This window comes from Streptomyces sp. NPDC031379 (genome assembly GCF_055569615.1).
This window is the reverse complement of record NZ_JBVIIT010000001.1, coordinates 156,959-170,212: the sequence shown is the minus strand read 5'-3', so window position 1 is coordinate 170,212 and position 13,254 is coordinate 156,959. Positions and strand designations below refer to the sequence as shown.

13 protein-coding genes are annotated in these 13,254 nt (G+C 73.0%); 8 read left to right on the top strand and 5 right to left on the bottom strand.

Annotated features, from left to right (window positions below; translation table 11 throughout):
- Positions 1-74: 74 nt before the first annotated feature.
- Together ACZ5CW_RS00855 and ACZ5CW_RS00850 are read left to right on the top strand one after the other, a co-directional pair.
- A complete protein-coding gene (locus tag ACZ5CW_RS00855) occupies positions 75-1,181 on the top strand; it encodes an RICIN domain-containing protein (protein ID WP_468597136.1) in 1,107 nt (368 codons plus the stop codon).
- A gap of 104 nt (positions 1,182-1,285) precedes the next feature.
- A complete protein-coding gene (locus ACZ5CW_RS00850; protein WP_468597135.1) occupies positions 1,286-2,929 on the top strand; it encodes a DNA repair helicase XPB in 1,644 nt (547 codons plus the stop codon).
- 16 nt (positions 2,930-2,945) lie between these two features.
- Here the strand turns inward: ACZ5CW_RS00850 and ACZ5CW_RS00845 are convergent, their stop codons facing one another.
- Genes ACZ5CW_RS00845 through ACZ5CW_RS00835 form a run of 3 tightly spaced genes read right to left on the bottom strand, consistent with a single transcriptional unit; the run spans position 2,946 to position 4,615 of the window.
- Entirely contained in the window at positions 2,946-3,281 is a 336-nt protein-coding gene (locus ACZ5CW_RS00845) for an SH3 domain-containing protein (protein ID WP_468597133.1), read from the bottom strand.
- Positions 3,245-4,414 carry a glycosyltransferase 87 family protein gene (locus tag ACZ5CW_RS00840; protein ID WP_468597131.1) on the bottom strand — a complete coding sequence of 390 codons (1,170 nt, stop codon included), beginning with the start codon at positions 4,412-4,414 and terminating at the stop codon, positions 3,245-3,247. Before ACZ5CW_RS00840 ends, ACZ5CW_RS00845 begins: the two co-directional genes overlap by 37 nt.
- A gap of 18 nt (positions 4,415-4,432) precedes the next feature.
- Positions 4,433-4,615: a hypothetical protein gene (locus tag ACZ5CW_RS00835; RefSeq protein ID WP_468597129.1), complete on the bottom strand. Its 183-nt coding sequence runs from the start codon at positions 4,613-4,615 to the stop codon at positions 4,433-4,435.
- A gap of 439 nt (positions 4,616-5,054) precedes the next feature.
- Here ACZ5CW_RS00835 and ACZ5CW_RS00830 point away from each other — a divergent pair, with 439 nt between their 5' ends.
- The 6 genes from ACZ5CW_RS00830 (at position 5,055) to ACZ5CW_RS00805 (ending at position 11,753) form a co-directional block, all read left to right on the top strand.
- Positions 5,055-5,165, top strand: coding sequence for a keywimysin-related RiPP (locus ACZ5CW_RS00830; protein WP_468597127.1), 111 nt, complete (start codon positions 5,055-5,057; stop codon positions 5,163-5,165).
- Between the two features lie 34 nt (positions 5,166-5,199).
- Positions 5,200-7,047, top strand: a complete 1,848-nt coding sequence (locus ACZ5CW_RS00825; RefSeq protein WP_468597126.1) for a lasso peptide isopeptide bond-forming cyclase — start codon at positions 5,200-5,202, stop codon at positions 7,045-7,047.
- 62 nt (positions 7,048-7,109) lie between these two features.
- Entirely contained in the window at positions 7,110-7,364 is a 255-nt protein-coding gene (locus tag ACZ5CW_RS00820; protein ID WP_468597124.1) for a lasso peptide biosynthesis PqqD family chaperone, read from the top strand.
- Positions 7,361-7,786 (top strand): lasso peptide biosynthesis B2 protein, encoded by a 426-nt coding sequence (locus ACZ5CW_RS00815; protein WP_468597122.1) that lies wholly within the window; start codon positions 7,361-7,363, stop codon positions 7,784-7,786. Before ACZ5CW_RS00820 ends, ACZ5CW_RS00815 begins: the two co-directional genes overlap by 4 nt.
- Positions 7,783-9,582, top strand: a complete 1,800-nt coding sequence (locus tag ACZ5CW_RS00810; RefSeq protein ID WP_468597121.1) for an ABC transporter ATP-binding protein — start codon at positions 7,783-7,785, stop codon at positions 9,580-9,582. Before ACZ5CW_RS00815 ends, ACZ5CW_RS00810 begins: the two co-directional genes overlap by 4 nt.
- A 119-nt stretch (positions 9,583-9,701) precedes the next feature.
- Positions 9,702-11,753, top strand: coding sequence for a HelD family protein (locus tag ACZ5CW_RS00805; RefSeq protein WP_468597120.1), 2,052 nt, complete (start codon positions 9,702-9,704; stop codon positions 11,751-11,753).
- Positions 11,754-11,768: 15 nt separating this feature from the next.
- On the opposite strand, the gene ACZ5CW_RS00800 is transcribed toward ACZ5CW_RS00805, so the two are convergent.
- On the bottom strand, positions 11,769-12,461 hold the full coding sequence (locus ACZ5CW_RS00800; RefSeq protein WP_468597119.1) for a copper homeostasis protein CutC: 693 nt from the start codon (positions 12,459-12,461) through the stop codon (positions 11,769-11,771).
- 78 nt (positions 12,462-12,539) lie between these two features.
- The gene (locus ACZ5CW_RS00795; protein WP_468597117.1) at positions 12,540-13,208 is read right to left on the bottom strand and encodes a maleylpyruvate isomerase family mycothiol-dependent enzyme; all 669 of its coding nucleotides are present in this window, start codon (positions 13,206-13,208) and stop codon (positions 12,540-12,542) included.
- Positions 13,209-13,254: the final 46 nt, after the last annotated feature.

The window sequence follows — 13,254 nt, the reverse complement described above, 5'->3', positions numbered from 1 at the left end:
CCCGGACCCGGCGTCCGGCGACTTGTCCTGAAAGGGTTTTGTTCCATGGCAGGCCCACAACAAATATGGGTCCCATGGACCAGAGATCCCTCGCGTTGCAGGAATTACGGACCGCGGCGGACCTGAACGCGGAACTGCGCGAGCTGAAGGCGCGCTCCCGGCTGACGTACCGCCAGCTCGAGGAGCGCGCCGCCCGGCACGGCGAGCTGCTGCCGCGCAGCACGCTGGCCGACGTGCTGCGCAACGGCTCGCTGCCCCGGCAGGAACTGCTGGTGGCCTTCGTGCGGGCCTGCGGGGAGGGTGATCTCGTGGACGCATGGCTGGCCGCCCGGAAGCGGGCCGCGAGGTCCCCGGCGCAGGGTCCGGCCTCGGGGGACTCGGCGGGCTCAGGTGGCTCAGGGGACTTCGGGGCCTCAGGGGACTCAGGGGACTCAGGGGACTTCGGGGCCTCAAGTGGCTCAGGGGACTCAGGGGGCTCAAGTCGCTCAGCAGCCTCAAGTCGCTCAGGGGACTCGGGGAGCGGGCTTCCGGGGGCGAAGGGCCCTGGCCCGGTCCGGCGGCTCATGGGTCTGCGCCGTACCCGGGTCGTCGCCGCGTCCCTCCTCGCCGTCGCGCTGATCGCGGCCGTCACCTGGTCCCTGCGGGACTCCGGCGGCTCGGGCCCCTCCGAGGACCCGGGGGCCTCCCGACCCGTGCGGCTGCCGCGCGGGCACGTCCTCCTCCGGCCGCTCGCCTCCTCCGGCCTGTGTGTGACGGACGGGCAGGTCACGGACGGGCGGTACGGCTCCCTCGTCGCCGTGCAGCGCCCGTGCGACGAGACGAAACCGCAGACCACGACCCTGGAACCGGTGGGCAAGGACGCCTACCGCATCACCTGGTACCGCCCCGGCCAGGGGAAGGGCTGTCTGAAGGCGCTCACCTCCGGGCCCGGCGAGGGGCTGCTCGAGCCCTGGGAGGCGTGCGAGCAGACCACCGTCTTCCGCTTCGTGCCCACGAAGCCCGCGAAAGCCGGGCGGTCCACGACGTCCGAGAAGTCCGTCGGCCGGAGCTATCTGATCCGGATCGACGGCGGCAGATGCGTGGGCATCAGGGGTGCGAGCACCGACGCGGGGACGGAGGCCGTCGTCGAACCCTGCACCGGCGCGGACGCCCAGCTCTTCCTCGTCCACACCACGCCGTGAGCCCCGCCCCGACCGGGAAGGGGCGCTGATCTCGGGGCCTGCCGCCGATCCCGCCCGATGAGGCACACTGGACGTTTGGCCGTTGTGGAAAGGGTGTGCCGCGCGTGAATGGTCCACTGATCGTCCAGTCCGACAAGACCCTGCTCCTGGAAGTCGACCACGAGCGGGCCGACGACTGCCGTCGGGCCATCGCGCCCTTCGCCGAACTGGAGCGGGCGCCCGAGCACATCCACACCTACCGGGTCACGCCGCTCGGCCTGTGGAACGCGCGGGCAGCCGGGCATGACGCCGAGCAGGTCGTGGACGCCCTCGTGCAGTACAGCCGCTACCCCGTGCCGCACGCCCTGCTGGTGGACATCGCCGAGACGATGGACCGTTACGGCCGCCTGACCCTCTCCAAGCACCCCGCGCACGGACTCGTCCTCACCAGCACCGACCGGCCGGTGCTGGAGGAGGTCCTGAAGTCCAAGCGGATCACCCCGCTGGTCGGCGCCCGCATCGATCCGGACACCGTCGTCGTGCACCCCTCAGAGCGGGGGCAGATCAAGCAGACGCTGCTCAAGCTGGGCTGGCCGGCCGAGGACCTCGCCGGGTACGTGGACGGCGAGGCGCACCCGATCGAGCTGCTGGAGCACGGCTGGAACCTGCGGCCGTACCAGAAGCAGGCCGTGGAGAACTTCTGGCACGGCGGCAGCGGGGTCGTGGTGCTGCCCTGCGGCGCCGGGAAGACGCTGGTCGGCGCGGGCTCGATGGCCCAGGCGAAGTCGACGACGCTGATCCTCGTCACCAACACCGTCTCCGCCCGGCAGTGGAAGCACGAACTGGTGAAGCGGACCTCGCTCACCGAGGACGAGATCGGCGAGTACAGCGGGACGAAGAAGGAGATCCGCCCCGTCACCATCGCCACCTACCAGGTCCTCACCACCAGGCGGAAGGGCGTCTACCCCCACCTGGAGCTGTTCGACTCCCGGGACTGGGGACTGATCGTCTACGACGAGGTGCACCTGCTGCCGGCCCCCGTCTTCAAGTTCACCGCCGACCTCCAGGCGCGGCGGCGGCTCGGCCTGACGGCCACCCTCGTCCGCGAGGACGGCCGCGAGTCGGACGTGTTCTCCCTGATCGGGCCCAAGCGGTTCGACGCGCCCTGGAAGGAGATCGAGGCGCAGGGCTACATCGCGCCCGCCGACTGCGTCGAGGTCCGGGTCAACCTCACCGACTCCGAGCGGCTCGCCTACGCCACCGCCGAGACCGAGGAGAAGTACCGCTTCTGTGCCACCACCGCCACCAAGCGGAGGGTCACGGAGGCCATCGTCCGCCGGTTCGCCGGGCAGCAGATCCTCGTCATCGGCCAGTACATCGACCAGCTCGACGAGCTGGGCGAGCACCTGAACGCCCCGGTGATCAAGGGGGAGACGTCCAACGCCCAGCGCGAGAAGCTCTTCGACGCCTTCCGTGAGGGCGAGATCAGTGTGCTCGTCGTCTCCAAGGTCGCCAACTTCTCGATCGACCTGCCCGAGGCCACGGTCGCCATCCAGGTGTCCGGCACCTTCGGCTCCCGCCAGGAGGAGGCCCAGCGGCTCGGACGCGTGCTGCGCCCGAAGGCCGACGGCCACCAGGCCCACTTCTACTCGGTCGTCGCCCGCGACACCATCGACCAGGACTTCGCCGCGCACCGCCAGCGCTTCCTGGCCGAACAGGGATACGCCTACCGGATCATGGACGCGGACGAGATCCTGGCCGAGGGCTAGCGGGCCGAGGGGCGGTCTAGAAGAACGCGTAGCTGTCCATCCAGCCCTTGGTCTTGCCGGACTTGCCGTAGTACCAGGTGACGCCCTTCTTGTACGCGGTGCAGTACACGCGCACCTTGCTGCCCGCGAACACGGACTTCTTGACCTTGTACGTGTACCCCGGGCCGGTGTGCATGTCGGCGTGGTCCCACTGGACGACCTGCAGGGTCTGGTCCTTGATGTTCTTGGTGCAGCCGGAGGAGCCCACGGCCGAGGCGCTGGGCGCGGCCAGGACGGTGGCGCCGAGCGCGAGCGCGGTGGCGGCGGTCAGACCGCTCACCGCCTTGCGGATCGAAAGGGTCGAGAGAGGCATGCCTGTTTCCCCGTTTGCTCGGTCGAAAGGATCGGACAACGGCTGATCATGCTGTCATACGAGGTGATCAGCGCGAGGGCCAGGATCGGATAAGCGGCTGCCAACGGCTGCTGCCACCACGGCAGTTCGAGGTCCAGGGGACCCTCGTGGGGCACCAGCCACATCGTCCGCGCGGTGAAGACGAGGACCACCAGTGCAGCGGCAGGGGTGCGTCCCTCCGCCAGCAGCACGGCGAGCAGCGGCACGCACCACACCCAGTGATGGGTCCAGCTGATCGGGCAGACCAGCAGGGCCGTGAACGCGGTCAGCAGGATCCCGTGGCTGTCCCGGCGGGTACGGGCCGCCAGCACCAGGCCCGCCACCGCGACCACCGCCGCCGGGAGCGCCCAGGCGAGGCCCGGCTCGGGATCGCCCAGGGCCCGCGCGATCAGCCCCCGCAGGGACTGGTTGTCCACGATCCACGCCTTGCCCACCCGGCCGGTCTCGTACAGGCGCCGGGTCCAGAAGTCGGCGCTCGCGGAAGGGAGCAGCGCGGCGCCCAGCGCGAGCGTGCCCGCGAAGGCCGCCACCGCCGTCGCCGCCTCCCGGACGCGGCCCCGCAGGAGCAGGTACACCACGAACACCGCCGGGGTGAGCTTGATGCCGGCCGCGATCCCGAGGGCCATGCCCTTGGCGCGGGCGCCGGCCGGCCGGGTCAGGTCCCACAGGGCCAGGCAGGCGACGGCCAGGTTGATCTGACCGAACAGGAGCGTCTGGAAGACCGGTTCCAGCCAGAGCGCGGCGGCGGTGGCCGCGCAGAGCAGGGGCGCGGACAGGGTGCGGGACGCCAGGCGGGCGGAGAGGGCGACCAGGCCCGCGAGCAGGAGCGCGTTGCCCGCGAGGAAGAGCGCCTTCAGGACCGGCACGGAGAGCCAGGCGGCCGGGACGAACAGGAGCGCCGCGAAGGGCGGGTAGGTCGCGGGGAGCCGCCACCGGGTGACCGTGAAGCCGTAGAGATCGGTGCCGTGGGCCACGGCCGCGCCCTCGGCCCGGTAGACGAGTAAGTCGGCCATGGGGGCGCCGTGCAGGACGCACAGCGTGCCGAAGGAGGCGAGGGAGAGGGCGAGGAGAGGCAGGGCCGTCCGTTTCCGCACGGACGTGACCCTATGACGTCACTTGCGGCGTATGCCCGCTTCCTCGCCGTACTCGCCGAGGACGACGACGCCGAACGCCGCCTCCGCGAACACCTTGACGGCCCGCAGGGCGCTGCCGACGAGGTGGCGATGAGGCCCGTCGACGGCCGTGGCTCCGGCCGGGGGGCGGGCGGGGGCTGGGTGGATGGTCGCTGTGCTCATGTCTTCATAGTCGCTCTCGCACGGCGTGATCGGCATCGGTCTTCGGGGCCGACCCGGCCGCCCGTCACGTCCCCCTCCGGACGGAGCGCTCCCCCTACGCCGGGCGGATTCGTCCCCTAGGGGACCGCATCCGGTATCGCGGCCCGCCACCGGAGTACGCCCCTACGGATCCCTCCCGCGCCCCCCTTCCGGCCGGGGCGTCGCCGCCGGGCCCACGGTCCACCAGGAAACGTTCCTTCGGCACACACCCCCGGCACCTGTGCGATGCGGCCGGCCGGCGGACTGGCTCCCGTTCAGCACTCGAACGCACCACCAACGAATAGACTTTACAGACAATATGACCATTCTCCTCGGTCTTGTCGCGGCACTCCGCTCCCCGGCTAGCTGGTGACACGCCGCCCTCGATGGGCGGAGGGACAACCCGTAGGGAGAACAGGTCATGAAGAAGGCTTACGAAGCACCGACCCTCGTCCGTCTGGGTTCCTTCCGGAAGGAGACCGGCCTCCTGCAGTTCTCCGGCAACGACCGGCTCATCCTGAGCAAGAACTGAACGGCGGACGAGCGACGGCCTCTGCCTCGACGTCATGACTGATCTGCACTCACGTGCGGGGACGGGCCACGGCGACGCGCACTTCGCGGTCTTCGCCGACCGCGCGGACGCGGCCGCCGTGGCCCGCTCCTTCGCCCGCCCCGGAACCCGCAGCCTCGACCACGCCAGTGGCCGGCCCTGGCTGGTCGGCCACTGGCACGACCAGGAGATCGTCAGCGCGCGGTGCGGATCCGCGGCCCTCGCCCTCGTCGGCTGCGTCCCCGTCGACAGCACGGAACTGGAACGGGTCGCCCGTTCCCTGCGGGACCTCGCCGCACTGGACCAGTGGGCCCGTTCACTGCCCGGCAGCTGCCACCTCGTCGCCGCCCTCGACGGACGGATCCGGGTCCAGGGCACGGCCTCCGGCCTCCGGCTGGTCTTCCACGCCCTGGTGCACGGCACCCGGGTGGCCGCGACGCGTGCGGACCTCCTGGCCACCGCGCTCGGTGCCGAACCGGCGCCGGACCGCCTGGCCGTGCGGCTGCTCTGGCCCGTTCCGCACCCCCTGCCGGACGAGCCGCTGTGGCCCGAGGTCACCGCCGTCGCCCCGCACGAGGCGCTGGTCCTCGCACCCGACGGACGCGACGCACGCCATACCCGGTGGTGGACGCCCCCGGAACCGGTCGTCCCGCTGCGCACGGGCGCTCCCCTGGTCCGCGAGGCCCTCGAGAAGGCCGTCGCCGCACGCACCCGGCACGGCGGCACGGTCAGCTGCGACCTCTCCGGCGGTCTCGACTCCACCTCCGTCTGCTTCCTCGCCGACCGCTCACCGGCCCGCGTCGTCGCCTCCACCTGGCCCGGACGCGACCCCGCCGACACGGACCTGCACTGGGCCCGGCGGGCCGCGGCCGCCCTGCCGGACGTCGAGCACGTCGTCTGGGACGCCGAGGCCTCCCCCCTCGTCTACGACGGACTGCTCGCCATCGACGACCTGCTGGACGAGCCCACCATCGGCGTCATGGACCGCGCACGCGTCCTGCACCACCTGCCGGCCATGGCCGAACGGGGCAGCCGGGTGCACCTGACGGGCATCGGCGGCGACCACGTGGCCTGGTGCTCCGAGGCGTACTACCACCGGCTGGCGCGGCGCCGCCCGCTGTTCGCGCTGCGGCAGCTGCGCGGCTTCAAGGCGCTGTGGCAGTGGCCGCTCGGCCCCATGCTGGGCGCCCTGGCCGACTCCCGGTCCTACGGCACCTGGCTGGCGGACACGGAGCACCGGTTGCGCGACCCGCTGCCCTCGACGGTGACCACGAGCCTCGGCTGGGGCATGACCCCGCGCCTGTTCGAGTGGGTCACCCCCGAGGCGGAGCACCTGGCCCGTACGGCGCTGCGCACGGCCGCCCGGCGGGCGCAGCCCCTGCACCCCGACCGGGGGCTCCACGCCGACCTGGAACAGATCCGCGGCTGCACCCGCATCATCCGGCAGTGGGACCACATGGCGGCCCGCTGCGGGCTGCCCATGGCCTCGCCGTTCCTGGACGACCGGGTCATCGAGGCCTCCCTCGCGGTCCGCCCCGACGAACGCGTCTCGCCCTGGCGGTACAAGCCGCTGCTGACCGCGGCCATGCGCGGCGTCGTGCCCGAGGACTGCCTGCGCCGGACCAACAAGGCCACCGCCTCGATGGACGCGGCCGACGGGCTGCGCGAGCACCGCGGCGACCTCATGGCGCTGTGGGAGGACTCGCGGCTGGAACAGCTGGGGCTGGTGGACGGCGACGCGCTGCGCCGCCTCGCGGAGCGCCCCGCCACCCGGCACCTGCGGGAGGCGGTCCTGTACTCGACCATCGCGGCCGAGGTGTGGCTGCGCGCGCTCGGCCGTACGACGCAGGACGTGGGCAACTGACCCCGGAGCCCCGGGGACTCGGGGACACGGACACGGACACGTACAGAGAAAGGAAGGCCTTCATGACATTGCGGTTCGGTGCCGACGTCTGCACCGCGAAGACCGACTACGGCACCGTCCTCCTCGACCAGCGCTCCGGCGAGTACTGGGAGCTGAACCCCACCGCGACCCTCGTGGTCGACACGCTCATGGCGGGCGGTGACGAAGCGGCCGCGGCGGCGGCGGTCGCGGAGGCGTTCGACGTCGACGCCGACCGCGCACGCGCCGACGTCACCGCCCTGGTGGAGCAGCTGCGCTCCGGCGGGCTGGCCGAATGACGACGCCCAGCGCCCTGGAGCGGCCGTGCGGCGTACCTCTCGGCCGCCGGCTCGCCGCCCGTGCGGTCCTCCTCCCCGCCGTCGTCCTCTCGCTGCTGCCGCCGCGCCACATCCGGGCGGTCCTCGGCCTGCTCCGCCGCGGCGCCGCCCCCGCGAGCGTGCTCCAGGCCCGGCGCGCCCGCGACGCCGTGTGCGCGGTGAGCCTGCGCTGCGCCGGACCCAAGGGCTGCCTGCCCCGCTCCCTCGGCGCCGCCCTCCTGTGCCGCCTCGGCGGCACCTGGCCGACCTGGTGCACGGGCGTGCGCGTCGTGGCGCCGTTCACCGCACACGCCTGGCTCGAGGTGGAGGGCCGGCCGGTGGGCGAGGACGTACCCGACGGCTACTTCGCCCCTCTGATGTCCGTCGGCCCGATGCCCCGATGACGGCGAGCGACGAGGAGGAGGGCACGGACCGGTCCACACGGGCCGCGATCATCGCCGTCTACCGGCTCACCGCCCGGCACCGCGGTGCGATCGCCCTGGCCGCCACGCTGACCCTCGTGGCGTCCGCGCTGGGGCTCGCACAGCCGTTGCTGGCCAAGCGGGTGGTGGACGCCGGCAGCGGGCAGCAGCCCGTGTGGCCGCCGCTTCTGCTGCTCGCCGCCCTGTTCGCCGCCGAGGCCGCCACCGGTGCCGTCGGCCGGTTCCTGTTGGAGCGGATGGGCGAGGGCGTCGTACGGCAGCTGCGCCACGACCTGGTGGGGCGGCTGCTGCGCCTGGAGATGCGGCAGTACGACCGGCAGCGCGGCGGTGACCTGATCGCGCGGGTGACCGCCGACACCACCCTGCTGCGCGAGGTGGTCGCCCAGGCGCTGGTGGACCTGGTCACCGGGGCCCTGGTCGCCACCGGCGCGCTGGTGCTGATGGGATGGATCGACCCGCTGCTGCTCCTGCTCGTGACGGCGACGGTGGCCGGCGCGGCGGCCGTGGTCGCGCTGCTGCTCCGGGGCATCCGCACCGCCTCGGAACGCATGCAGTCGTCCGTCGGCGCCGTCGCCGCCGACCTCGAACGCGCTCTGGGGGCCCTCGCCATGGTCCGGGTGTACCGCGCCGAACAGCGTGAGGCGGCCCGCATCGGCGCCCGCGTCGACGAGGCCCGAGCCGCCGGAGTGCGTGGTGCGAAGTTCGCCGCGGTCATGAGTTCGGCCGTCGAACTCTCCGTCCAGGGATCCTTCCTGCTGGTCCTCGTCATCGGAGGCCTGCGCGTGCACGGCCACGGTCACTCCCTGGGCGACCTGGTCGCGTTCCTGCTGTACGCCTCGTACCTCGTCGTGCCCCTGTCCTCGGTGTTCCGCGCGGCCGGTCTGATCCAGCGGGGCATGGGTGCCCACCTGCGGGTCGAGCAGACCCTGCGGCTGCCCGTGGAGCCCAGCGGCCCGGCCGGACCGCCCGCCCCGCCCGCGCCCGCGCACGTACCGGCGCTCGCGCTGGACGACGTCCACTTCGCCTACCGGCCGGACCGGCCGGTGCTGCGCGGGGTCTCCTTCACCGTGCCCCAGCGTCGGCAGGTCGCCCTCGTCGGACTCTCCGGTGCGGGCAAGAGCACGGTGTTCGCGCTGATCGCCCGGTTCTACGAGCCCGACGCGGGCCTGCTCCGCTTCCACGGGCGCCCCGCCACCGAACTTGGCCGCGGCAGCTGCCGGGCACAACTCGCGATCGTGGACCAGAGCAGCCACGTCGTCCGCGGAACGCTCCACGACAACATCACCTACGGCCGGCCGGACGCCACGGAGGACGAGGTGCGCCGGGTCCTGCGGCTGGCCCGGCTGGAGCAGGTGGCCGAGCAGCTGCCCGGCGGCCTGTACGGCACCGTCGGTGAGCACGGCGCCAGCCTGTCGGGCGGCGAACGCCAGCGCGTCGCCCTGGCCCGCGCCCTGCTCACCCGCCCGGCACTGCTGCTCCTCGACGAACCCACCTCTCACCTCGATGCCCTCAACGAGGCCGCGCTCACCGCCGCCCTGCGGGACGTCACCCGGGAGTGCGCGGTCCTCGTGATCGCGCACCGGCTCTCCACCGTCCAGCACGCGGACCAGATCGTCGTGCTGGACGAGGGCCGCGTCACCGCCTGCGGACGTCATGAGGACCTGCTCTCCGCCAGCTCGGTGTACCGACGGCTGGCGGCGGCCCAGACGGTCCGGGCGGCGGATGCGTCCGCGCGTAATTCGCTGGCCCGTCCCTGAGTGCCTCCCTTAGAATCTCCGCTCTTGCCCGCCTCCCCCATGGAGCGCCGCCGCCCGGACGGAAACCGGGCGGCCCCGTCATGCCCCAGTCATGGAAGAGCAGATCCGGAGGCACCCCCTTGTCCACGCCCGCCCACGACCCGCTCGACGATCCCCTGGCCCGAGAGCGCTCCCACCTCGCCGCCTCCCGTGCCGCCCTGCGTGCCATGCGCGAGGACGTGGAGGCGCTGGACATCCGGGACGTCACCGCCAACTGGGTCAACGCCGAGGTGCTCGCCCGGCAGATCGACGAACGCATCAAGGCGCTGGCCGACCTCAGCGACACCCCGCTGTTCTTCGGCCGGCTCGACTTCCTGCACGCGCCGGGGGCGGCGCAGGCCGAAGGGGCCGAGGGGGAGCAGTTCTACATCGGGCGGCGGCATGTGCACGACGCCGACGGGGACCCCATGGTCATCGACTGGCGTGCGCCGGTCTCGCAGCCGTTCTACCGGGCGTCCAAGAAAGACCCCATGGACATCGGGCTGCGCCGCCGTTTCGGCTACACCGGCGGCGACCTGACCGCCTACGAGGACGAGCACCTGTCCGACCCGGCCGAGGCCGCCGCCACCAGCAAGCTGCTCCAGCAGGAGATCGAGCGGCCGCGCGTCGGCCCGATGCGGGACATCGTCGCCACCATCCAGCCCGAGCAGGACGAGATCGTCCGCTCCGGCCTGTCCGGCACGGTGTGCGTGCAGGGCGGCCCGGGGACCGGAAAGACCGCCGTCGGCCTGCACCGGGTCGCGTATCTGCTGTACGCCCACCGGGAGCGGCTCGCCCGTACCGGCACGCTCGTCATCGGCCCGAACCGGTCCTTCCTGCACTACATCGAGCAGGTCCTGCCCGCGCTCGGCGAGCTGACCGTGCAGCAGGCCACCGTGGACGACCTGGTCGCGCAGGTGGAGGTGCGCGGCACGGACGACGCGGCCGCCGCGGTCGTCAAGGGCGACGCCCGGATGGCCGAGGTGCTGCGCCGGGCCCTGTACTCCCACGTGAGCATGCCCACCGAGGCGGTCGTCGTGGTGCGCGGCTCGCGCCGCTGGCGGGTCGCGGCGTACGAACTGGAGCAGATCGTCCGGGAGCTGCTGGAGCGGGACATCCGCTACGGCGCCGCGCGCGAGGCCCTGCCCCAGCGGATCGCGCACGCGGTGCTGGTGCAGATGGAGCGCTCCGGGGAGGCGCCGGACGACCGGGTGCAGGACGCCGTCGCCCGCAACAGCGCGGTGAAGGCGGCGGTGAAGGAGTTCTGGCCGGCCGTCGACCCGGCGAAGCTCGTCCTGCGGCTGCTGACCGACGCGGACTTCCTCGCCGAGCACGCCGGCGGCGTCCTGGACGAGGACGAGCAGAAGACGATCGTGTGGGCGAAGCCGGTGCGGAGCGTGAGGTCGGCCAAGTGGTCGGCGGCGGACGCGGTGCTGATCGACGAGGCGGCCGACCTGATCCAGCGCACGCACTCGCTCGGCCATGTCGTCCTGGACGAGGCGCAGGACCTGTCCCCCATGCAGTACCGGGCCGTCGGCCGCCGCTGCACGACGGGCAGCGCGACGGTGCTGGGAGACCTGGCGCAGGGGACGACCCCGTGGGCGACCCGCAGCTGGCAGGAGGCCCTTACCCACCTCGGCAAACAGGAGGGGCACATCGAGGAGCTGACCGCGGGCTTCCGTGTCCCCACGGACGTCATCACCTACGCGTCCCGCCTCCTGCCCCACATCGCGCCCGGCCTCACCCCGGTCGCCTCCGTCCGGGAGAACCCGGGCTTCTTCGAGGTCCGCTCGGTCACGGAGACGGGCGAGACCGTCGCCGCCTGCGAGGAGCTGCTGCGCAACGAGGGCTCGACGGGTCTGATCGCCGCGGACGCCCGTGTCCCCGCGCTCGCCGAGGCGCTGACGGCGGCGGGGATCACGTATCTCGCGCCGGGTGAGGAGACCACCCGCGAGACCCGCCTCACCCTGGTCCCGGCCTCCCTCGCCAAGGGCCTGGAGTACGACTACGTGGTCCTGGACGAGCCGCAGGCGGTGGTGGACGGCGAGCCGGACGAACGGACGGGGCTGCGGCGGCTGTACGTGGCGCTGACGCGTGCGGTGTCCGGCCTGGTCGTGACCCACTCGGCACCGCTGCCCGCGCAGTTGGCGTGAGCGCGGCGGGGCCGCTCACCTGCCGTCCAGCACCCTCCGCCACTCCGCGACGGCCGCCTCCGACACCGGCCCCGCCCATCCGGAGGGCCGTGCCGCGCCGCCGATGTGGAACCCCTCGATGCCGGCGGCGCGCAGCCGGGGCACGTGAGCGAGGCCCAGGCCCCCGCCCACCAGGATCTGCTGCTCGTACCCGGGCTCCCCGGTCCGGGCCGCCTCCGCGAGCAGCGTCGGCAGCCCCTCGGCCACGCCCTCGGCGGCACCGGCCGTCAGATAGGTGTCCAGGCCCGGCAGGTCCGCGAGCTGCTTGCGCAGCGCGTCGCGGTCGGCGGCCCGGTCGATCGCCCGGTGGAAGGTCCACCGGCAGCCGCCGAGCGCGCCGACGACCCGCTCCACCGCGGCCAGGTCGACCCCGCCGTCCGCGTCGAGGAACCCGAGCACGAACTGGTCGGCGCCCGCGTCCCGCATCTCCCGCGCGACCCCGACCAGCCGCTCCACGTCACCGGCCGCGAACCCGTCCGCCAGGCGGAGCATCACGCGCAGGTCGATGTCGACGGCGGCACGGATCCGGGCGACGGTGGCGGGGGACGGGGTGAGTCCGTCGGCCGCCATCTCGGTGACCAGTTCCAGGCGGTCCGCGCCTCCGGCCTGGGCGGCGACCGCGTCCTCGACGTCGAGGGCGATCACCTCCAGGACTGCACGCTTGCTCATGGCACCCCATTCATCGGCGTTCAACGGGCGGCTACAGGTCTAGTCCAATTTAAGGGTACGCCTGTGCCGGAGCGCCCTTCACCCGAAGATGTTCAGCTCCCCCGCCCGCGCCCCCGCCAGCTCGTACACCGTCCCGTCCACCGGCCGCCCGGCGTACAGCCGGACGAGCGTGGCCGCGTCGCCGATGTACCGGGCGGGCGGTCCCCCCGCGGCCACGGCCCCCAGCAGCAGCGGCTCGTCCAGGTCGTCGAGGTCGGCGTGCAGCGGCACGTGCCCCTTCTCACGGGTGATCCGGGCAAGCAGCGTCAGCGCGTCCGGCAGGCCGGCCCCCGCGTACGCCCCCGGCTCCCCGAGGACGTCCCGCACATCACCGGCGTGCACCCACTCCCCCAGCGCGATCATGTCCAGCACCCCGCCGGCCTTGGCGATCACCGGCCCGGCCTCGGTCATCCCGCGCTCCAGCTCGTCCACGACCCGTGCGTTCGACCAGTGCGCACGGTCGGCTATGTCCCGGTCGTTGGACTCGGGCGAGAACACCCCCTTCTCGAACCGGCTCTCCACCACCCGCATCAACGCGGCCGAACAGTGCGCCAGCACATCCCGTACCGACCAGCCCGGACACGCGGCGGCCGGCAGCGCGAAGTCGGCGTCCGGCCGCGACCGCAGCAGCGGTATCAGGGCGTCCCGCTCCACGGACAGCAGCCGCCCGGGCAGTTCGGGATCCCGCACTTCCCCTACGTCAGTCATGGGAGCCACGCTAGGGGCGCCGGACGGCAGGCGTCACGGAAGAATG